At 50.9% G+C, this 20,813-nt stretch carries 18 protein-coding genes; 11 read left to right on the plus strand and 7 right to left on the minus strand.

What is annotated here, in order from left to right; translation table 11 throughout:
- Positions 1-54: 54 nt before the first annotated feature.
- Positions 55-1,542: a protein adenylyltransferase SelO gene (locus tag IB286_RS04985; RefSeq protein WP_317889704.1), complete on the minus strand. Its 1,488-nt coding sequence runs from the start codon at positions 1,540-1,542 to the stop codon at positions 55-57.
- A 183-nt stretch (positions 1,543-1,725) separates the two neighbouring features.
- On the opposite strand from IB286_RS04985, the gene plsB reads away from it, so the two are divergent.
- The 5 genes from plsB to IB286_RS05010 all read left to right on the plus strand — a co-directional run bounded on the left by plsB (position 1,726) and on the right by IB286_RS05010 (position 9,424).
- Positions 1,726-4,194, plus strand: coding sequence for a glycerol-3-phosphate 1-O-acyltransferase PlsB (gene plsB, locus IB286_RS04990; protein ID WP_190763115.1), 2,469 nt, complete (start codon positions 1,726-1,728; stop codon positions 4,192-4,194).
- 124 nt (positions 4,195-4,318) lie between these two features.
- Positions 4,319-6,295, plus strand: coding sequence for a sensor histidine kinase (locus IB286_RS04995; RefSeq protein WP_190763117.1), 1,977 nt, complete (start codon positions 4,319-4,321; stop codon positions 6,293-6,295).
- Positions 6,295-6,729, plus strand: coding sequence for a response regulator (locus IB286_RS05000; protein WP_190763119.1), 435 nt, complete (start codon positions 6,295-6,297; stop codon positions 6,727-6,729). The genes IB286_RS04995 and IB286_RS05000 overlap by 1 nt, the downstream gene beginning before the upstream one ends.
- Before the next feature lie 91 nt (positions 6,730-6,820).
- Positions 6,821-7,687, plus strand: a complete 867-nt coding sequence (locus tag IB286_RS05005; protein ID WP_317889705.1) for a UDP-2,3-diacylglucosamine diphosphatase — start codon at positions 6,821-6,823, stop codon at positions 7,685-7,687.
- Positions 7,688-7,714: 27 nt separating this feature from the next.
- Positions 7,715-9,424 carry a GNAT family N-acyltransferase gene (locus IB286_RS05010; protein WP_190763121.1) on the plus strand — a complete coding sequence of 570 codons (1,710 nt, stop codon included), beginning with the start codon at positions 7,715-7,717 and terminating at the stop codon, positions 9,422-9,424.
- Between the two features lie 104 nt (positions 9,425-9,528).
- On the opposite strand, the gene IB286_RS05015 is transcribed toward IB286_RS05010, so the two are convergent.
- The 5 genes from IB286_RS05015 to IB286_RS05035 form a co-directional block, all read right to left on the minus strand.
- Entirely contained in the window at positions 9,529-10,278 is a 750-nt protein-coding gene (locus IB286_RS05015; protein ID WP_190763123.1) for an alpha/beta fold hydrolase, read from the minus strand.
- 61 nt (positions 10,279-10,339) lie between these two features.
- Entirely contained in the window at positions 10,340-11,419 is a 1,080-nt protein-coding gene (locus IB286_RS05020; RefSeq protein WP_190763125.1) for a M14 family zinc carboxypeptidase, read from the minus strand.
- A gap of 32 nt (positions 11,420-11,451) precedes the next feature.
- Positions 11,452-12,495, minus strand: a complete 1,044-nt coding sequence (locus IB286_RS05025; RefSeq protein ID WP_190763127.1) for an MJ1255/VC2487 family glycosyltransferase — start codon at positions 12,493-12,495, stop codon at positions 11,452-11,454.
- Positions 12,496-12,518: 23 nt separating this feature from the next.
- Positions 12,519-13,049 carry a phosphatase PAP2 family protein gene (locus IB286_RS05030; RefSeq protein WP_190763129.1) on the minus strand — a complete coding sequence of 177 codons (531 nt, stop codon included), beginning with the start codon at positions 13,047-13,049 and terminating at the stop codon, positions 12,519-12,521.
- Positions 13,050-13,178: 129 nt separating this feature from the next.
- Positions 13,179-13,802, minus strand: a complete 624-nt coding sequence (locus IB286_RS05035; protein ID WP_223826129.1) for a class I SAM-dependent methyltransferase — start codon at positions 13,800-13,802, stop codon at positions 13,179-13,181.
- Positions 13,803-13,885: 83 nt separating this feature from the next.
- On the opposite strand from IB286_RS05035, the gene sthA reads away from it, so the two are divergent.
- The 4 genes from sthA to IB286_RS05055 all read left to right on the plus strand — a co-directional run bounded on the left by sthA (position 13,886) and on the right by IB286_RS05055 (position 17,226).
- Positions 13,886-15,286 carry a Si-specific NAD(P)(+) transhydrogenase gene (gene sthA / locus IB286_RS05040; protein WP_190763133.1) on the plus strand — a complete coding sequence of 467 codons (1,401 nt, stop codon included), beginning with the start codon at positions 13,886-13,888 and terminating at the stop codon, positions 15,284-15,286.
- 164 nt (positions 15,287-15,450) lie between these two features.
- Positions 15,451-15,645 (plus strand): PA3496 family putative envelope integrity protein, encoded by a 195-nt coding sequence (locus IB286_RS05045; RefSeq protein WP_190763135.1) that lies wholly within the window; start codon positions 15,451-15,453, stop codon positions 15,643-15,645.
- 165 nt (positions 15,646-15,810) lie between these two features.
- Positions 15,811-16,590 carry a DUF3014 domain-containing protein gene (locus IB286_RS05050; protein ID WP_190763136.1) on the plus strand — a complete coding sequence of 260 codons (780 nt, stop codon included), beginning with the start codon at positions 15,811-15,813 and terminating at the stop codon, positions 16,588-16,590.
- Positions 16,591-16,767: 177 nt separating this feature from the next.
- The gene (locus IB286_RS05055; RefSeq protein WP_190763138.1) at positions 16,768-17,226 is read left to right on the plus strand and encodes a BLUF domain-containing protein; all 459 of its coding nucleotides are present in this window, start codon (positions 16,768-16,770) and stop codon (positions 17,224-17,226) included.
- Positions 17,227-17,257: 31 nt separating this feature from the next.
- Here IB286_RS05055 and IB286_RS05060 read toward each other — a convergent pair whose 3' ends face one another.
- Positions 17,258-17,644 (minus strand): Hpt domain-containing protein, encoded by a 387-nt coding sequence (locus IB286_RS05060; RefSeq protein WP_190763140.1) that lies wholly within the window; start codon positions 17,642-17,644, stop codon positions 17,258-17,260.
- A 323-nt stretch (positions 17,645-17,967) separates the two neighbouring features.
- Here IB286_RS05060 and IB286_RS05065 point away from each other — a divergent pair, with 323 nt between their 5' ends.
- Positions 17,968-19,200, plus strand: a complete 1,233-nt coding sequence (locus IB286_RS05065; protein WP_190763142.1) for a sensor histidine kinase — start codon at positions 17,968-17,970, stop codon at positions 19,198-19,200.
- Positions 19,200-20,741 carry an HD domain-containing phosphohydrolase gene (locus IB286_RS05070; RefSeq protein WP_190763144.1) on the plus strand — a complete coding sequence of 514 codons (1,542 nt, stop codon included), beginning with the start codon at positions 19,200-19,202 and terminating at the stop codon, positions 20,739-20,741. Before IB286_RS05065 ends, IB286_RS05070 begins: the two co-directional genes overlap by 1 nt.
- Positions 20,742-20,813 lie beyond the last annotated feature (72 nt).

A 20,813-nucleotide genomic window follows, 5' to 3' on the forward strand; every position in this document is an offset into this window, starting at 1 on the left:
AATTAAGGAAATCTTAAGAAATAGATTGCCTGTGGAAATTACCTAGTGGCTGGTTTAAGTGCCACAGAAAGTGCGCTCTACCCGCTCCTCCTCTCGAGGAGGCAGGGCGTAGCGGCGCAGCGCCGATTTATAGGTAAAAGGTTGTTCTAAAACATCCACAAGCTGCTGGAAAAAACTCAAGTCATTGTGTTGATAGGCTTGGTTAATGGCTTCTTCCACCAGATGGTTGCGAGGAATAAACACCGGGTTAGCCAGATACATCTGTTGTTGCCGGTCCTGTGCAGATTGGGTTTCATTAGCGAGGCGTTGCCGCCAGTTTGTCAGCCAAGGCGTAAAGGCCTCGGAGAACTGGAATAGCTCGCCAATCTTTTCAGGCGCGTTTTTCTCTAAAGTACGGTTTTCATCAGCCAAATCGGCCAGCTTGCGAAAGGCGAGGGTGAAGTCGGCATTTTCTACTTCGAGTAAATTCAAGAAATCGGTGTAGAGTGCTTCATCGTCGCTGCTGAAATTCTCGATCCCCAATTTATTAGCCATAACCCGGTGATAGGCCTTGAAAAACGCGTGCGGGAATTGATTTATCGCTGCTTGGGCAAGCTCGGCGCCCCGGTTTTCATCTTCATCAATCAATGGCAAAAGGGCTTGGGCCAGTTGGACTAAATTCCAGTTGGCAATGGCAGGCTGATTGCCAAAGGCGTAGCGGCCATTGTGGTCGATGGAGCTAAACACCGTGCCGGGGTGGTAGGTATCCATAAAGGCACAGGGGCCGTAGTCGATGGTTTCCCCACAGAGCAACATGTTGTCGGTATTCATGACGCCGTGAATAAAACCGATGCCCTGCCAGCGGGCGATCAATTCTGCTTGCTTGGCGATGACTTGCTCAAGCAGGGCCAGTGCCGGTGAATCGGCGTGTTGCTGTTCTGGGAAGTGGCGCTGGAGAATATAGTCCACCAGTGTTTTAAGGGCAGCAAGGTCTTGCTGGGAATAAAAATACTGAACGGTGCCTACGCGTAAATGGCTGCTGGCAATTCGGGTGAGTATGGCGCCGGGGAGTGGGCCGCGTTCTCGATAAACCGACTCGCCAGTACTGACCGCCGCCAGCGCCCGCGTGGTAGGAACGCCCAAGCGAGCCATGGCTTCGCTGAGGATATATTCCCGCAATACCGGCCCCAGTGGGGATTTGCCATCGCCGCTGCGAGAAAAGGGGGTTGGGCCGGAGCCTTTTAATTGCAAATCAAAGCGCTCACCTTGCGGGGTGAGAATCTCGCCTATAAGCAGGGCGCGGCCATCGCCGAGTTGGGGATTCCAGTTGCCAAATTGGTGTCCGGCGTACACCGTGGCAATGGGATTTGCCCCCGTGGGAACCTGATTGCCGGCCAGTATTTGCGCCCATTCTGAGTCGCTCAAGGCGTCCGCTGATGCGCCGAGCTGTTGTGCCAGCGTCGAGTTAAACCGAATCATTTTCGGTGCCGGCACGGGCATGGCGGTTTGGCTATGGCTGAAGTTTTCGCCTAATTGGGCATAGCTATTGTCAAATTTGAACACGGTGAGTTCCGGGGTGGTTGTTGAGCGTATCGCTACAGGCGAGCCTGGTCAGGGCTTGTATTCTGGCGTGTTTTGACAAGTCATTGTAGTCAATTACCCTGTTAATGTATGTCACCGAACAGTTAAAATCACGGACGAATATGGCCGCTTAACGCGCCTAATAATATGGAAGTCATAATGCTAATGAGCTGGTTATCCCGAGTTTGGTTTGCCCTATGCCGCTTAATGAGTGCGCTGCTGATTCGTGGGATTGAACCCAAAATTCTCCAGATCGACGATGGCACTATCGAGGATATTGCCGATAAGCCGGTGTGCTATGTCCTGCGTGAGCACAGTTGGACCGATCGCTTTGTGCTTGAACGCCTGCTGAAAAAACAGGGCTTGCCGGTATTAGGTGGCAAGCCGGGGGTGCTGCCAACCGTGGAGCAGGCGACCTGCCTGTATTTGCCCATTTTACAGGGGCGGCGCGGCGGTGAGCGCGGCCGCAAAGCGATGGAAGCCTACGTACAAGAGGCGGTGGAAACCGGTTTGCCGATTCAGGTGGTGCCGGTTTCTTTGTTTTGGGGACGTGACCCCGGTAGTGAAACCTCGATTTTTCGCCTGTTAGTGGGTAGCAGTGAAAGTGCTGGTGCCATTCGAAAATTACTGATTATTCTGGCCCAGCGCGGTAATTTAGTTGTCCATATCGCCAAGCCCGTCAGTTTTGAAAAACTGGTCGCGCACACCCGTGAACCGGCGCAAGCTGCGACCTTATTGGCACGAACTCTGTCGTTTTACTTTACCCGACGCAAAACCGCGACTCTCGGCCCCAGCTTGCTCTCTCGCCAGCAAATTACCGATGCGGTGATTCGCCGACAGCCGGTGCAAGAGGTGATGGCTAAGTTGGCGGCGGAGCCCGAGGCCAATGCCGCCAAAATTGAAAAACAGGCGCGCAAAATGGCCAATGAAATTGCGGCCAATTTCGACTCTCGATTGCTGCGGGTGTTGGAGATGACCCTGACTTGGGTCTTCCAAAAATTATTTACCGGGCTCAAGGTTTATCACAACCAACGCTTGCGTGATTTGGCCAGTCACCGCCAGCTGGTTTATATGCCCAGCCATCGCAGTCACTTTGATTATCTGCTGATTTCTTATGCCCTGTATAAAGAGGGTTTGGTGCCGCCGCATATTGCGGCTGGCGTAAACCTGAATTTCTGGCCGGTGGGCGGTTTGCTGCGCCGGGGTGGAGCGTTTTATATTCGCCGCAGCTTTGCCGGGCAAGAGTTGTATTCGGCGGTATTTCACAGCTATTTAGATGTGATTCTGGGGCGCGGTTACTCCATGGAGTTTTATCCCGAGGGTGGCCGCAGTCGCACCGGAAGATTGTTGCCGCCAAAGAAAGGCATGTTGAAAATGACCTTGGAAAGTCTGGTGCAACAACCGGCGCGCAAGGTGGCGATTGTGCCGATCTATGTCTGTTACGACAAATTGGTTGAAGGCGCGACCTATGCAAAGGAGCTGCGTGGTTCCACCAAGCAAAAAGAGTCGGCCAGCGGCCTGCTTAAAGCGCGTAAGATTTTTAAATCTTCTTACGGCAGCCCCCATGTTTCATTTGGCGAGCCCATTTTAGTTGATGAAGCTCTGGCTCGAATTGAGCCCGCTTGGCGGCGTCAGTTTGCCGAGGGCAATCACGGCTTTTTACAAAAGGCGATAGATCAAATTGCCCAGCAGAATATGGAGCATATTAATGCGGCGGCGGTGGTAAACCCTATCGGATTGGTGTCGACCATTTTGTTGAGTAGCCCGCAGCGAGCGATGGCTGAAGATGAGTTGCTGGCGCAGATTGACGCCTTTATTCAATTGCTCAAGCTGATGCCTTACAGCCGTGATGTGAGCCTGCCAGAGGGCACGAGCCGAGAAATTCTGGACTTTGCCGCCCGCACTGCGGGCCTGTCTCGGATAGATCATTCCTGGGGTGCGATCATTACCGCGACTGGCAAAGAAGCGGTAATGCTGACCTACTACCGCAACTCCATCATGCATGTACTGGCGCTGCCCAGCCTGATTGCGCGTTTCTTCCGCCATCAACAGCGGGTCAACGAGCAAGCGTTGTTGGATTCCTGTTTGCCGCTGTATCCGTTTTTGCGCAAGGAATTATTCCTGCCTGAATTGGCGCAGGGCGAAACTAACCGGGTTCAAAACCAGATTGATGCCCTGGTGAGTCTTGGTCTGTTAGTCCGCGAGGGCAGTGATTTATTGCGGCCAGAGGTGGGCACTGAAGCCTATTCTATTTTGATTGGATTAGGGCGGATTCTGCGTGAAACCTTTGAGCGTTACACCATGAGTAGTTTGGTGTTGGCTCAAAAATTGGGTGTGGGTGAGTTGCCGAGCAGTCGCAGCGAACTTGAGAAATATATTATTGAAATGGCGCAGCGCTTGGCGATTTTGAGCGGGCGCGAAGCGCCGGAATATTTTGATAAAACCCTGTTCCGTGGGTTTTTAGATACTCTGATTAGCGAAAATCTGTTGCATATTACAAGCGCTGAAGGCGAAGACCGGATTGAGGTTGATGATCGCCTGCAATCCTACGCCCATAACTGGGTGGCCTTGCTAGGGCCGGATGTTCAGCAGAGCATGTTGCAGTTGCTGCGGCGCGCACCTTCACCGGAATAAGTTCAGAAAGCGAATTCTGTGCAATACGGGTAAGCACGGATCAGTTTTTGGCTAGCCGCAATAGTGCAAACGGCAGTGACAGGGTACATTGTGCCAAACCCGTTGCTGAGTCTCACTATCCGTCATGGCTTTCTGGAAACAACTGAATTCCATTCGTTGGCGCATTCTTGCGCCTATGGTCTTGTTGATTCTGGCCAGTAATTTCGTGGTATTAAGCTCGACCATTGACCAGCTCGATGAACAGCTGGTGCTTTCCCTCAAGGGCGATTTGAACAGCGAAACGGATATTGTCAGCGTTCAACTGCAAGCCTCCATTAGAGAACTCATGCGTGATACCGCCTGGTTGCGCGGCCTGCCACCCATCGACGGAATGATGCGTGCTGAGGCCAATGGCGGCATCGATCCCCTCGATAACTCTACTCTGCAAGCCTGGAAAAACCGGCTGGCGATTATTTATTCGGAAATGCTCAGCGCCAAGCCGACCCGGGTGCAAATTCGTTATCTGTTAGCAGATGGGCATGAACTGGTCAGAATTGACCGTTTTGGCCCCAATAACTCGGTGCGCGTGGTGCCGGTTGATGAATTGCAGGATAAATCGAAACGGGATTACTTTCTCGAGGCCAAGCACTTACCGCCGGGCCATGTGTATCTTTCTGCCATCAACCTTAACCGCGAAAATGGCGTGATTAAACAGCCACAACAGGGCGTGATTCGAGCAGCGACGCCGGTATACAACGATGAGGGTAAGTTGCATGGCGTGATCGTGATTAACGAGAGCGTTGATGAAATTTTTAACGATTTATTGAAGCTGGTGCGTCCCAGTCACGAATTGCGTATTACCAATGCCGGCGGCGAATATTTGCTTCACCCTGAGCCGCACAAAGCCTTTCAGTTTGACTATGGCGAGCGCAGCAATATCGTGGATGACTTTCCGGAGCTGCAGCCGCTGTTTTTTAGCGAGGGTGGTACGCCTGTAAACGCTTTGGAAACAGAGTTTGAATTGATCTCCGAAAAGCAGATTGTGGTGGCGAAATCGATTAACCATAACCTGCTTTCCGACAGCGGCCATTTAACGGTAGTGCTGTCTGCAGATACCTTGGCGGCCCTGAGTGTTCGGCAAAATGTCTTTCAGCGCAATGCCTACATTATTACCTTAACGCTGATTGTTGCGCTGGTGGCAGGTTTGTTTGTCACTCGTTATATCACCGCGCCTATTTTACAAATGCGTCGAAGTATCTCCCGTCGTAAAGCCAATCTGTTTGATTTGCCGCTGCCGGTGAATGCCCCCGGTGAGACGGGCGAACTGGCTCAGGCTTTTTCCGAGCTACTAACAAAATTGGATCAGCGGCAGGCGAATCTTGAGTCGGAGATTGCCGAGCGCAAACTGGCCCAAGAACAGGTTGAGAGCAATGTTAAAAAACTGTCTGAGGCCAATGCCGAGCTTCAGCAGTTTAATTACATCGCCTCCCACGACCTGCAAGAGCCATTGCGTACCGTAAAAAGTTTTGTCGAGTTATTACAGAAGAATTATGCCGATGCCTTGGATGGCAATGGGCAAACCGCGTTGCGCTTTATTATTCAGTCCACCACACGCATGCAGGAGCTGATTTTTGGCTTGCTGAATTACAGCCGCATTGGCGTTGATGCGCCTCGGGTTGAGGTGGACGTGCAAAGTTTACTCGGGTCGATTTCTCAGGATTTGGCGGCTCGAATTGCAGAAAAACGCGGCAGCCTTGAGTTTCACGATATGCCGGTGATTCGCGCCCAGGCTACGGAAGTGCGTATGCTGTTTCAAAACCTGATTAGTAATGCACTGAAATTCAGCCGAGACGGGGTGCCGCCGGTAGTGAAAATTTTTGCCACCCGCATTGATAAAGGCTGGCAGTTCTGTGTGTCTGATAATGGCATTGGTATAAGTGAGGAGCACCGCGAGCGAATTTTCCTGATTTTTCAACGCCTGCACCGCCGCGATGAAATTGAGGGTACTGGCATTGGTTTGGCGCATTGTAAGAAAGTGGTAGAGATGCACGGAGGAAAAATCTGGGTAGAGACTTCCACGGATGGCGGAAGTTGCTTCTGCTTGACTATAATGGACGAATGATGACGAAACCTTTGAAAACTGCACTGCTAATTGACGACTGTGAGGCCACTAACTTCCTGCATCAGATGGTGTTGGAGTCCAGTGGTTTTGTCGAGCAGATCGTTACTAAATACAACGGTAAGGAAGCGATTGACTACCTGAAAACCGCGGTTGATGGCGAATACCCCCGGCCGGAGTTAGTGTTTCTCGACATCAATATGCCGGTGATGAACGGTTGGGAATTTCTGGATCAATACGATCTTTTAGAAGACAACCAAAAGGCCGGTGTGGTGGTGGTGATGTTGACCACCTCGTTTAATCCTGCGGATGAAAAGCATGCCCGTGAGATTAGGCAAATTAGTAATTTTCAAAACAAGCCACTGACAGAAGAAAAATTACGCAAGGTGATTGAGGATTGCTTTCCGGGTTTGTTGGAAAACTCGATCACCCGCTAAGATCACCTGTCATATTTCTGCCTTAAAACGATAAAATTAGTGTCACTGATTGTCCGTACCATTATTCAAAATGTGAACGGAGAGTCCTGTTGTGGCCGAGTTGACGCCTCAAGTAGAAGCACCTGTAAGCAAAGTCCCATCCGAAAAAGTCTATTACAAGACGATCTGGCTGTCTGATATTCACCTTGGTTTCAAGGACTGTCGAGCCGAATACCTCCTCAATTTTCTCTCTCGGGTTGAATGCGACACCATTTATTTGGTGGGCGATGTGGTCGACCTGTGGTCGCTGAAGCGCACCCTGTACTGGCCGGCTTCCCACCACGATGTACTGCGCACCTTGTTCCGTAAAGCCAATAGCGGAACTCGCGTGGTCTACATTCCGGGCAACCACGATGAAACCTTCCGGGATTATGTCGGCCACATCTTTGGGCCGATTGAGGTTAAAAAAGAAGCCATTCACACCACAGTCACCGGCAAGCGTTTGCTGATGTTTCACGGTGATTGCTTGGATGAGCATATCCGCCTGAACAAGTGGGAAGACCTGATTGGCGACTACGCCTACGACCTGTTGCTATTCGTCAACCGCTGGGCTAATTACTTCCGCCGCCGCTTCGGCTGGCATTACTGGTCCTTGGCCACCTATATCAAACAGCGCATTCCCAACGCCCGCCAGGTTATTGATGTGTTTGAAAAAGCGGCGGTTGAATTGGCCAAAGAGCGCGGTATGGATGGCGTGATCTGCGGCCATATTCACCAGCCCGCACTGAAAGAAATCGACGGCATTCTCTACTGCAACGACGGTGATTGGATTGAAAACTGTACCGTTCTCGGTGAAACCGAAGAGGGAGTGATGGAGCTGTTGAACTGGACTGAGCGCCAGAGTGTGATGGATACCTTGGCGAGCAAGCCAACCGAAGAACCAGAGGCTGAGGTTCTACCTTTGCGCCGGGCAAGTTAAGGCGCGAAGGGTTTAGGAGTAATAAAAATGATTTCTGTAGATACTGTCATTGCTGAACGTTTTCCCAAGATCGCCAATGGCAACCCCCATATCCGCAAAACCTTAACGGTGCTGTTGAAGTACCTGTTTCACGAAGCGGAATTCAAGCAATTTGAGCGCGACTACCCCAACTTCAAAGGTCTCGATTTCGTTGAGAAGGTGCTGGAGTACTTTGATTTTGGCTACGCCGTTTCCGCGCTCGATCGCGAGCGGATTCCGGTGTCTGGCAAGGTGGTGATCATCTCCAATCATCCTATCGGCAGCTTGGATGGTTTGGCACTGTTGAAAATGGTGTCTGAAGTTCGCTCCGATGTGAAAGTGGTGGCCAACGAAGTGCTTTATGCTCTGAAGCCACTGCGTTCAATGTTGCTGCCAGTCGACAATATGAGTGGCAAGCGCAACCGCCGGGAAAACCTTGAAGCTATTCACGACCATATTGCCAATGATGGCGCGGTAATTATTTTCCCCGCCGGAGAAGTGTCGCGATTTGGCCCCGCTGGCATTCGCGATGGTCGCTGGCGAAATGGCTTTATGAAGTTTGCCGAGCGCAATAATGCGCCGATTTTGCCGGTGCATATCAGTGCGCGTAACTCGGTATTTTTCTACGCCTTGTCACTGCTGGCGAAGCCGCTGTCTACCTTGTGGCTAATCCGCGAAATGTTTAAACAGAACAATCGCACCGTGCGCATTTCGGTTGGCCCGGCGATCGAGGCTGACGTTTATAAAGAATTACCGCTAACGGTGCCCGGCAAGGTTCGTTTGTTTAAGCGTCATATCTACAAAATTGGCCGCCGCCGTAATAATCAGGGTGAACCCTGTTTTAAGCCTCACGCCCGTTCGGTCGCCCACCCGGAAGATCGGCAGGAGTTGCGCAAGGCAATTCGGGCTTGTGAGCGTCTGGGTGAAACCCGCGATGGCATGGAGGTGTACTGTTATCAATACAGTGGTGACTGCACCATCATGCGTGAAATTGGCCGACTGCGAGAAATCAGTTTTCGCGCGGTAGGTGAGGGCACTGGTCTGCGCCGTGACGTGGATAATTACGACGCGAATTATGACCATATTGTGCTGTGGGATGAGTCTCAGCTTGAGTTGGTGGGTGCCTACCGCTTAAAGCGAGTGGCCAGCCTTGAAGGTGAGCAGGGTCTGTATTCCGCCTCGCTGTTTGACTACAAATTAGATCGTGATGATCCAATTATGCAGTACGGTGCCGAGTTGGGTCGCAGCTTTGTGCAGCCAAAATACTGGGGCAAAAATGCGCTGGATTACCTCTGGCAGGGTTTGGGTAAATACCTTAATCGCTACCCAGAGGTGCGCTATTTGTTTGGGCCGGTGAGCCTGAGCGATAAAATGCCGCGCCCCGCCAAAGATTTAATTGTGCAGTTTTATCAGGCGCATTTCCCCAATCAGAGTGATTGGGTGAGTGCAAGCATGCCTTACCAAATTGAAAGCGAGCACAACCCGTTCACTGGCGAAGATTACAAGCAGGAATTTATTCAGCTCAAGGCCAAGGTTACGGAACTCGGCGGTAGTATTCCTACGCTGTATAAACAGTATTCTGAGTTGTGCGAGCCCGGCGGAGTTTGTTTTGCCACGTTTAATATCGATCCGGATTTTGCCGACTGTATTGATGGCATGGTGCTGGTCGATCTGGAAAAGATGAAGCCCCTACGTCGCAAGCGCTATCTCGGGGATTAAGCCTTTCTATCCTATCCTGACGCGCAATCGCGGGTCAGGAACTTCTAGTTGTTTATGCTATAAGAGCCTCTGATTTAAGAGCTTCTGATTAATGTCGTAATTAATTAGAGGCTCCCTAGGTTTTCTTTCAGTTGTTCTATCAGCCAGCCGCTATCATCCAGTGGTAAATCGTGGCCGGCACTCTCATGCAATAACAATGCGCTACGGTATTTTTTGGCCAAGCGTTCGCTGCAGCGCCAAGACACCATGCGGTCTGCTTTGCTGGCGATAAATAGTGGTGGGTTCGCAATCAGGCGCTTCGCCGGTGAGCGGAAGTGGGCGGCGGCGGCGAGCTGGCGCAGCACATTGGATTTTAATACCGGCCGCTGCTGACGAATTTGGCACCAATGCTCCAAGGCTTCGCTGGTATCGCTCTGGTTGCTCACCATATTCAGAATATTGCGTTCTTGTACTTTTACTGAGCGGCTGCCGAGGCTGCGCAACATGGGGCTGAGGTTGCTTAAACGCAAGCGATGCAGGGGCGGGCAATCTGCAGTGCTGCTATTGATCAGAATACTGTGACTAAAGCGTTCTGGCTCTGTTGCCAGCCAATCCAATGCCACCATACCGCCGAGAGAGAGGGCGATAATGCCGATTTTTTCATGGGGGGCAGTGTTGAGTCGGGTTTGTAGATCGGCTCGAATACTCGGGATTGAGAGGGGCGATGAGCGGTGATTTTCGGAACCAAAACCGGCTAGATCCAAGTGGATACAGTTCCAGCCAAGTTCCTGTTTGCAGCGCTCAGGAAAGTCACCCCAGTGCGCGTGTTCGCGTGAGAGACCACGTAGAAATAACCAAGTTACGGGTAGGCTCATAAGCTTCTCTTTTTTATTTTTGCCACATTTTTCTGCCGCAATGTTTTGGGCATCATAGCACTCAACTGGGTAGGTGTCGGTACCAAAGAGCTTGAGCCATTTGTTGCAATTGTCGGGCGTGTTCTCCTTCCACCAACCATTGATTTGGATTGCGACAGGCGGCCATTAAAAAATCCAGCAGGATTAAGTGGCTGCGCAGCACTCGGGCGTGGCGGTGGGGCACGGTGGGGTTGAATAAGCCGGCAAAACTAAAAATTTGGCTGGGGTGTTTTTTCACCCAAAGCCATGAGCCCATTTCCAGTGTGAGAGGTAGTAGCTTGGCGCCGTGTTCGCGACTTTGAATATGGAAGTAATCCCAGAGATCGCCGTGACTCAGATAATGCATAGCCTGCGGCCCAAACTGATAATTGTGGTGGGGAAAGTTGCGCTCCCACAACAGCTTTAAGGCGACATAGCAGGCAATGTCTTCAATAGGTTCTTTGCGAAAGGCGTAGGGAATCCACAGGTGATCTTTAAAGCCAAAGCCGGAGTGAAAATCCACCACCAGACACAGACTTTCGGGGCGCGTGCAGCGGTACACCACATTTTGCAGGGCGACAAATTCGATTTCTTGATGGCGATGCCAATGGCCTCGATACCAAGGCAGTTTGCGCCAGATGCGGTGGCCGCCGATCAAGAATGGGGTGTCGGCTTCAGCGTCGATCGGGGCGTGCCGGTTTAGATCTACGGAGCTAGGGTTGCAGCGCATGTCTTGCAGCATGCCACCCGGATTGACAATGGGCAGGGCGACAATGGCCAGCTCTTCATCAAATTGGCGCTGCCAGTGGGCATCCCAGCGACAGCGTTCAATAACCGATTCCAGCCAGGCGATTAAAACTTGTGTGCCGATTCGCTCTACACCGTGAATACCGCCGGTAAGAAGTAAGCAATTGCGCGCCGTTTCAGGATTGCCAATGGTTAAAGAGGTAATTGGCAATTGCAGGCCATTAAGTTCTACCAGCGCTTCGACTCGGGTTTGAATCATCGACCCGGCCTGTTGGCAGAGTTGCTCAACGGCGAATAATTCTGAAAAACGGCCGCCTAGGCTTCCGCGCAGGCGCGCCATCACAGAGAAAAAATCGGGCAGGTTAGGTCCGGTCATCAGAATTTTGCTTGATAAAGCACTGGTATATCTCAGGCGGTCAATGGTGCTCTGCCCGTACGTTGCCACAACGATTCAACCAGCCCAATACTATTATTCCAGTTGCCGTCCAGCAACCACTCGCAAATGGCAGCGGCGACATCGGGATATTGCTGAGGTGCTTGCTCAGGAATATTTTGCAACCAGTGTTGAATGGGCTGGGCGGCAAAGTTATTCATTACATGGGCGTGGCCCAGTTTTTCCAGTGCGGCGGCATTGCCGAGTTGTTCCGATTGACCACTAACGGGTTTGGTCAACGCCGCGAGGCCCATATGCAGACACTCGCTGAGTAATTCAAAGCCGGAGTTGCAAATCACTCCGCGGGCGCTGCACAGGTCTTCTTTAAAGCCGTGCAAGCTGGTTTTACGCAGGCTGACATTGCCTTCTTCTGCGTCGCTCAGCTCGGGGGAGTATTGAATAAATTTCCAATCTGGCAGGGTTTTTAAGGTCTCGGTGACCTGCTGCTGATTCTCAAAGGGCAGGTACACCACAATATGTTTGCCCCCCGCTTTTAAGGTTTCTTCCGGGTTGATTATGGGCGGCAAGATGGGTGCATTGAAGTGGTGCCAGTGCAGCCCGAGTCGGTGATTGACCGGGGCAAAATATTTCATGATGAATTTGCTGTGCGCACTTACGCCGCGCTCTGGAACATCGGGATAACCAAATGCGTATTGGTGGCCCATGCCAATTACCGGCTTGCCTTTGAGGCGTCCGGCCCAGGCGGTGACCGGTTCGAAATCGGTGAGAATAACGTCGTATTCACTTAGGTCTAGTGCGCGTACATCTTCTATAAATTGCAGGGGCCGCGCTGCCATAACGGTTTTCAGATTGCTGATTTTACCGTTCTCGGTGACAAAGGTAAGGCCGTGGCGGAGTTGATAGTCGCCAAAGGGTTCCATATCAAAAAATTTGTCGGCGGGGCGGCCGGAGAACAGATATTGAACGTCGATATTGCGATCGGAGAAGTGTTTGGCCATCATCCGCGCGCGGGCGATGTGGCCATTGCCGGTGCCTTGTACACCGTAAAGGATTTTCATAAGTGAAGCTCGAATAGTATGACTTAGGCCACCATCAGTAGATCGTAGGCGAGGTGGGCAATGCCTGTGCCCAAGCTTGCGCCAGCCAGAATATCTGTAGGGAAGTGTACCCCAAGCAGAACCCGCGAGGCGCCAACGGCCAGTGCCCAGAGATATAAGGGGGCGGCGACAGCGCCAAAGAACAGCACCGCCAGTGTGGCGAGCAAGAAGGCGGCGGCAGTGTGGCCCGAAGGAAAGCTGAATTTATCCGAGGCAATAATACTGGCGTTGAACGAGGGGATGGCAGCCGGTGGCCGGCGACGGCGGCAAGTGTTCTTCAATACCCAGTAAATAGGCAGCCAGATAGCAAAGGCCATGAGGGTGGCAAGAAGAAATTCTTTGCCGTAATTTGCGCCTAGCAAATACAGCGAAACAGGCACGGCAATTTGGGCATAGCCGTCGCCAGTTTTAGACACACTGTAAGCGATGCGACTGAGTTGCTGCTGGTGGCGGGTGCCAACACAGGCGAGAAGCATTCGTGCATCGAACTGATTTATAGACTCAATCAATTGCATAATCATCTCCTTCTAAGGGAAAAGATTACGCCTCGCTGTTTTCAATACGGTGACGAAATAATTGCAGTTATGAGACAGTTTTTAGTTGTTTTTATTGCACTGTTAGCGCGAACTGGGCTGTTGCGGCGCTCAATTATTTTCAATTAGCAGTATTGCGCCTTTATGACGGCGCCCGCTTTCCGCCCGAATGGGCAGCAATTCAGCGAAATGTCGTTCAATACAGTACTCGGCAAGTGCAAGAAAAGGCGGTCGCATCGGGTCGGCGATGATGATTCGCGCGACACCGGCGGCGATTGCTCGATCAATCAGCTCGGCCAAGTCTTCGGCCATGTCATCCCAAAAACAAATATCACAAGCCATTAGGGTGTCGTATTGCCCCAGCTCGGTCTCGGTCAATTCGCTAAATAATGCCGGCTGCCAGTTCAGCGCCACCTTATTGGCATCGGTGTGCAGCTCTAACGCGGGCAATACTGCCGGATCACCGTCGCTGGCGGTGACCTCAGCATTGAAGTGTTTGGCGCAGTAGATACCTGCTAGCCCTGCACCACAGCCTACCTCAAGCACCTTGCTATTGTGCTCTAGGGGATTGTCTTGAAGGTAGGCCATCATTAAATAACTGGCTGCCCACACCTTATTGCCGTGCAGCTGAAATTGGGCGTGGCGATTTGCACGGCGCAAGGCGGGGTGCGAGGCCAGCAACGTTGTTACGCCGTAGTATTCACGATAATGGCTTGATAAGGCTGATTTAACCAAAGGTCGCATGTCCAAATAGGTGCTGAAGGGTTAGTATAAATCAGTTACTTATGTATCCATCCCATCGAGTTAAGGAAATTCCCTTGAGCCAGTACGATTATGATCTTTTAGTTATTGGCAGTGGCCCTGCGGGAGAAAGCGCTGCGCTAAATGCGGTTAAACACGGGCAGCGAGTTGCCATTGTTGAGCAAATGGCGACAGTCGGTGGTGCTTGTACCCATATGGGCACGATTCCCTCCAAGGCGTTGCGGCATATGGTTCGGCAAGCGATTCGCTTTAATCGCACGCCCATTTTTAGGGATATTGGCAACCCGCGTACCTTGACCTATCCCAAGCTGTTAAGCCATGCCAATCAGGTGATTGATAAGCAAGTGGCGATGCGCAGCCGGTTTTATTATCGCAACCAGATACGTCTGATTCAGGGCCATGCGCGGTTTACCGATACCCATCGCCTGCAAATTATTTCGGCGGAAGGGCAGGAAGAATATATCACCGCTAAGAAGTTTGTGATTGCCACCGGCTCGCGCCCCTATCGCCCAGACAATATCGATTTCAACCATCCGAGGGTGTACGACAGCGACAGCATTTTAGCGATGACCAATACCCCGCGAAAATTGCTGATCTACGGCGCCGGTGTTATCGGTTGTGAATACGCCTCGATTTTTTCAGGCATCGGTATCAAGGTTGAGCTGATTAATACCCGTGATCGGCTACTGGAATTTTTGGATGATGAAATCTCCGATGCGCTGAGTTATCACCTGCGCCACTTAGGCGTGATGATTCGTCATCGGGAAGAGTACAGCAAGGTCGAAGCTAGCGATTCCGGTGTGGTGATGTCCTTGCAATCGGGCAAGCAACTTCATGCTGATGCTCTGCTTTGGTGTAACGGCCGCAGTGGTAATACCCATGATTTGGGCTTGGAGAATATTGGTTTAGAGGCGGATCACCGAGGTCAGCTTCAGGTTGATGAGCACTATCAAACCGCGGTGAACAATATCTATGCAGCGGGTGATGTAATTGGTTGGCCCAGCCTCGCTAGTGCGGCTTATGACCAAGGGCGTTCGGCGGCGGCCTCGGCACGGGGTAAGGAGCACTGCCGTTTTGTTGACGATGTGCCCACCGGAATTTACACCCTGCCGGAGATTAGCTCGGTGGGTAAAACCGAAGGTGAATTAACTGCTGCCAAGGTGCCCTATGAAGTGGGCCGGGCGTTTTTCAAAGACACCGCTCGTGGCCAAATCAGTGGCGAGACCGTGGGCATGCTGAAGCTACTCTTCCATGTGGATACTCTGGAAATTTTGGGCATCCATTGTTTTGGCGCAGAAGCGGCGGAAATTATTCATATCGGGCAGGTGGTGATGAAGCAGGAAAACGGCGGCAACACCCTGCGTTATTTTGTCACCACTACCTTTAATTACCCCACCATGGCCGAGGCTTATCGCACGGCGGCCTTGAATGGCTTGAACCGTTTGGCCGGGTATTGATGGGGGATTTCTGTAGTGTTCGGGCTCACTGTTTCAGCGCTTAGGAAATAAGTAAAAATTTTAATTGACAGCGCTTTGCTTCGGGGATAAATAGTGCGCTGAACGAGCGCGATATCACGCGTTGTTCATTCTGTATTCGTTTTGGGTTTAGGGTGAGCAATTACATGGCAAAAGATCTTGATAGCAGCAGTGACGATGATCTGGATGAAGACAATTTTGACGGAGACGAGGAGTCTTCTTTTCCTGATCGCGCTATCACCGGTGGCTCTGATTTGAGTATTCGCCGCAAAATTGAAGAGCGCTTAGAGCGCAAACGTTTGATGGAAGAGTTCGATCTATTAGACGACTTCGACATTTAATTATTTCGCACTATTGGCTGTCTCGCCTTTAGAAACTCTGTCCCGGTAAGTCTTTTCCGGGGCAGCAGTTGAACCCCGCCATCTTTGAGATATACCATGCAGTAACAGACCTCTGCGTCTGTGATTTTGTGTTTCGTATACCAACAAGAATATCTGGGGCAAAATATGAATTTAAAAATCCTCGCTGGTGTCCTCATTGCTGCAGCCATTGCAGTTGGAGGATGGTTTTATCTCAGTTCGAAGGAAAACCCTCAACCCAGCACGACCAACACGCCCGAATCCCTGCCCGAATTAGCGGCTGAAACCAAGGTCAAAGAAGTGCTGGCCGTGGAGGAGGAAGAGGATTTTCAAGAACAGACCGATTCACTGGTGGCGGCGCCAGCAAGTGTTCGCGGTAGCGACGAGGTGGTGCGGGAGGCGGTCAGCGATTTGTCGCCTTCTCTGACCGATTATCTCGGCCCAGATCAGCAGTTGCGCAAGTGGATTGTGGTGGTGGATCAATTGGCGGGCTATAAATGGCCGACCAAGAATTTGCCCCTGCTTTACCCCAAGGCTGATTTTAAAGTGCTCAATACCTCTAACGGTATGGTCAGCTCGCCAGAGAACAGCAAGCGCTGGGATAAGCTGATTGGCTTGGTTTCAAATTTGGATGCAAAACGGGTCGCAATTTACTACAAAAATTGGTCGCCCTTGATTGAGGGAACGTATAAGGAATTAGGCAATCCCAACTCCTTTGACTTCCAATTGCGCGATGCCATTGATCACCTGCTTTTCATCAAGCCACTGCCGGCACAGGCGCAATTACACCGTCCCAAGGTGTTTTACGAGTATGTTGATCCGGCGCTGGAAAATGCCGACCCACTCAGTAAGTGGATGTGGCGTCTAGGCCCAGACAATATGGCCAAATTGCAGGCCTGGCTGCGCGAATTAAAGGCGTATTTGTAAAATCGTATAAATTTCAATAACTTGATAAGCGGTCGCCCAATTTTGGGTGGCCGTTTTTTTTGCCTTGGTTTTTTTTGTTGGTCAGAATGCAGGGCTAAATTTTGTATTCTTTATTGCTCTAACGATGGTTTTATGTATCATAGGTATTAACCCTTATTTCTATCGTTAGCGATACCTATGTCCGAGGCGTCATCTAATAATAAATTGGTGCGTTGCATCTTTGTCAGTGCGGCCCCTCGAGCTGTGCAAGAAAGTGCAATTCCGCAGTTTTTGTTTGATTTCAGACGGGCAAGTGCCGAGCACCAACTCACTGGAATGATGCTCTGTGAGGGGCGAGATTTCTTTCAAGTGGTGGAGGGACGTCGCGAGCAGATTGATGAGCTCTACAAGCAGGTTGAACTGGATAAGCGCCAGCATCGCTTGCTTAAGATTCTGGATGAAGATCTAGAGTCCCGCGATTTTAAGGATATGTCACTGGCGTATGGTATTGCGGGTCGTCGGGTATTCAGAAAGCTGGATGATAACGGCGAGGTGTTTTCCAAGCAGGGGCCGGTTCACCGCTTGCCAGATACCAAGACGAAAACGCTGATGCTGCAATTTGCGCAAAAGCGCTGGCGTCGAGCGGAGTCTGAGTAAGCCTCGTCGCGGGGAATTCTTAGCAGACTGTTTAGGCGTTAATATCAATCGTTCTGGCCACGATCTGGCCCTGTGATATCAGTTCATTCAGCTTGGCAAGGGTTTCAATTACCCGCTTTTCCTCGCCGTCATCGAGCTGTTTTTTTCCAATCAATACATTTTCTGCTTTGCGGGCCAGGTTTGATACCTCGTCAATGCCGAGTATGCCGCTGGTGCCTGCCATGGAGTGCAGGTGGCGGTAGAGTTTTTCCAGATAGCTTTCACGTTCGCCTTGGCTTTCGGAATAGGCCAGCCAACTATCAGAAATTTCTAGAAATTTTTCGTCGATTTTAGCGAGGTATTCCTCTTGCAGCGCGGCAAATTTCTCATTGGCCGTCATTTTTCGGGCTTGCCGAGGTAGCTGTGCTGATGCTGCCATGAGTTCCTCTCTCGCCATATTTAGCGTAATCTCAGTGCCAATACGACTGTCGATGCGGTCGCTGTTTATAAGTCAGTATAGAAACAAATCACCTAACTTTATCCTTTTTCAGACTAATTGCTTACCAGCCGTAGCGAAATGAGGGCTTTCACCTAAAATTCTGTTACTCAGAGGGCTTTGATACGCGCATTTACGAATGATAAGTCGATCACATTTGTGACTACTATTCATCCCTAGATAATTGAGGCGTTACTAATGGAGTCAGGCAAACGTCCGCAGGCATGGGTAATTGCCCTAAAGGGCAGTAAACAGGGAAGAGCAATGTGAACCGAATCAGCGATATTTCCAACCAGTTTCGATTGGTTGTTGAAGCCGCCCCACAGGCCATGATCATCGTGGATGATCGAGGTCTGATGGTCTATGTAAATGCTCAAGTTGAAAAACAATTCGGCTACCACCGCGATGAAATGCAGCAGCAGTCGGTGGATATTCTGATACCTGAAGATGTGCGTGGCCATCATCCCCAGCTCCGTGAAAAATATATGCGGCAATCCAGCACTCGAGCCATGGGTGCCGGTCGGGATTTGTACGGTCAGGCCAAAGACGGACGCAAGTTTCCGGTAGAAGTGGGTCTCAATCCCCTTGAAACCCCCGAAGGCCGCTTTGTTATTGTCTCGATTATCGACATCAGTGAGCGCAAGCGGCAGCAAGCGGCACTGGAGCAGCAATTCCAAGAAACCCAACGCGCTTTGCAGCGCTTGAAAGATACCCAGGCTCAGCTCGTGCAAAGTGAACGATTGGCTTCATTGGGGGGGCTGGTTGCCGGCGTTGCCCACGAGGTGAATACCCCGCTGGGAATTGGGGTCACCGCAGCCTCTTTCTTAAGTGAGCAAATCTCGAAAATAGATCGGGCGATGCAAGAGGGGAAATTAACCAAAAGCAGTTTTGGTGATTTTATTAAGAACGCCCGCGAGTCAGCCGATATTCTCAGTACCAATTTACGCCGCGCTGCTGAGTTGATTCAGAGTTTCAAAAAAATTGCTGTTGATCAGTCCAGCGAAGAACATCAGCAAATTGAAATCTCCAAATACATTGACGAGGTTTTACTCAGCCTCAAACCCAAGCTCAAATGCACTCAGCTTCAGTTAGTTGTGGATTGTCCAGATAAAATTGAAGTTGAAACTGTGCCCGGTGCGCTGTCACAAATTCTGACTAATTTAGTGATGAACAGCTTAGTTCACGCCTACGATGAAGGTGAGGCGGGTACCATTATTATTCGCGCCCACAAATCAGAAGATGGGCAAGTTGTTCTCAGTTATATCGATGATGGCAAGGGCATTCCCAAAGCCTATCTTTCCAAAGTATTTGACCCTTTCTTTACCACCAAGCGGGCCAATGGCGGCAGCGGCTTGGGCTTGCATATTGTCTTTAGCCTGGTGCATCAGGTATTGGGCGGTACCATCGAAATAGAAAGTGAAGAGGGTAAAGGCGCCCAATTCACCATTACCTTGCCATGTTTGCCACCTGCGGAACATGAAGCGCTGGGAGAGAGATAATGAGCCTGAACGATGATGATCTGATTTTTGCCGATGATGCCGACGGCGAGCTGGATGAGTCGGGTGCCGCGCCGTGGAAAATCCTGATTGTTGACGATGAAGAAGAAATTCATCGCGTCACCAAATTGAGTCTTGGTGAAAATATTGTTCATGGTCGCCCGCTGAGTTTTTTACACGCGTACACCGGCGAAAGCTCCGTTGAGATTATGCGGGAGCAGCCCGACATCGCACTGGTTTTGATGGACGTGGTTATGGAGAGTGAGCACGCCGGCCTACAGGCGGTGGAGCGAATTCGGGAGGAGTTGGGTAATACCGATGTGCGCTTGGTTTTGCGAACGGGACAGCCGGGACAGGCACCGGAAAAAGAAGTGGTCACCCGATACGATATTAATGACTACAAAGAAAAAACCGAGCTGACCTCGAAAAAACTCCACACCCTCTTACATACCAGCCTCAGCCACTATCGAGAGCTGGTTGCGCTAAAACAAAACCGGCTTGGCTTGGAGAAGGTGATCAAGGCTTCTGGGGCATTGTTTAAAAGCCCCTCTATGCAGGAGTTTGCCAGCGGGGTTCTTACCCAGCTTGCCGCATTACTCTATGTGTCTGAAGATATTTTCATGGTGCGCGGTGTTACTGTGGGGTCGGGTGAAACCGGCGATTTACGCATTATCGCTTCGGCCGGTGGTCAGGGAAATTCTGAAGGAATGCGGATTGAAGATGCTTTGCCAGAAGACGTGGTCGAGCGGATTATTCAATCCTTAAAAGAAGATTACCCGTTGTTTGGCGATAAGTACTTTGTTGCGTCTTTCAGTACTCGTTCGGGCTCCCGCTATATTATTTATATCGCCAATGAGGCACCAATCTCGGTAGCAGATCGTCGCTTGATCGAGATGTTTTGCAACAATATCGGTATCGCCTTTGAAAACCACGCCATGTATCAAGAGGTGGTGGACAGTCAGCATCGCTTGGTCTTGTTGCTTAGTACCGCCGTGGAAGAGCGCTCCAAGGAGCTGAATAACCACGTTCGCCGGGTGTCGGAATATGCCTTAATTATTGGGCGGCAACTGGGGCTGAATGATAAAGAGTTGGAGCAGTTGCAATTGTCGGCGGCTCTGCACGATATTGGTAAAATTGCGATCCCGGATGAAGTTTTAAATAAGCCGGGTAAGCTTACTGATGCTGAACGAGCGGTGATGGAAACCCATGTTGAGCGCGGTGAGAATATTCTGGGTGCTCAGGATGGTTCGCTGCTGAAATCGGCGGCAAATGTGGTGGGTGCTCACCACGAACATTGGGATGGCGGTGGTTATCCCCGCAAGTTGAAAGGCGGCCAAATCCCGTTCTACGGCCGAATTACTGCTATTGCGGATGTGTTTGATGCGCTCAGCACCAAGCGAGTCTATAAAGAGGCTTGGCCAATGGAGGAGGTGCTGGAATATTTTCGCGATCAGCGTGGCCGACAGTTTGATCCTGAGCTGGTCGATGTGTTTTTGGCCAATATTGAGGAAGTGTTGGAAATTCATCGAGTTTGGCATGCCTGATCCGGTTTAAGACGCGGCTTATTTTCCCCCTTCACTGCCCATCCGGGCAGTGTGCGCTTATAATGCGCCTTT

Origin of the sequence: Spongiibacter pelagi (genome assembly GCF_014705705.1) — a bacterium.
In the GTDB taxonomy this organism is placed as follows: Bacteria; Pseudomonadota; Gammaproteobacteria; order Pseudomonadales; family Spongiibacteraceae; genus Spongiibacter; species Spongiibacter pelagi.

Coding starts and splice junctions, on each gene's coding strand:
- IB286_RS05045 (WP_190763135.1), top strand. CDS start 15,451: ATGGCAAAAGATCTTGATAGCAGCAGTGACGATGATCTGGATGAAGAC.
- IB286_RS05000 (WP_190763119.1), top strand. CDS start 6,295: ATGACGAAACCTTTGAAAACTGCACTGCTAATTGACGACTGTGAGGCC.
- plsB (WP_190763115.1), top strand. CDS start 1,726: ATGAGCTGGTTATCCCGAGTTTGGTTTGCCCTATGCCGCTTAATGAGT.
- IB286_RS05070 (WP_190763144.1), top strand. CDS start 19,200: ATGAGCCTGAACGATGATGATCTGATTTTTGCCGATGATGCCGACGGC.
- IB286_RS05020 (WP_190763125.1), bottom strand. CDS start 11,419: ATGACCGGACCTAACCTGCCCGATTTTTTCTCTGTGATGGCGCGCCTG.
- IB286_RS05050 (WP_190763136.1), top strand. CDS start 15,811: ATGAATTTAAAAATCCTCGCTGGTGTCCTCATTGCTGCAGCCATTGCA.
- IB286_RS04995 (WP_190763117.1), top strand. CDS start 4,319: ATGGCTTTCTGGAAACAACTGAATTCCATTCGTTGGCGCATTCTTGCG.
- IB286_RS05015 (WP_190763123.1), bottom strand. CDS start 10,278: ATGAGCCTACCCGTAACTTGGTTATTTCTACGTGGTCTCTCACGCGAA.
- IB286_RS05060 (WP_190763140.1), bottom strand. CDS start 17,644: ATGGCAGCATCAGCACAGCTACCTCGGCAAGCCCGAAAAATGACGGCC.
- IB286_RS05025 (WP_190763127.1), bottom strand. CDS start 12,495: ATGAAAATCCTTTACGGTGTACAAGGCACCGGCAATGGCCACATCGCC.
- IB286_RS05010 (WP_190763121.1), top strand. CDS start 7,715: ATGATTTCTGTAGATACTGTCATTGCTGAACGTTTTCCCAAGATCGCC.
- IB286_RS05055 (WP_190763138.1), top strand. CDS start 16,768: ATGTCCGAGGCGTCATCTAATAATAAATTGGTGCGTTGCATCTTTGTC.
- IB286_RS05030 (WP_190763129.1), bottom strand. CDS start 13,049: ATGCAATTGATTGAGTCTATAAATCAGTTCGATGCACGAATGCTTCTC.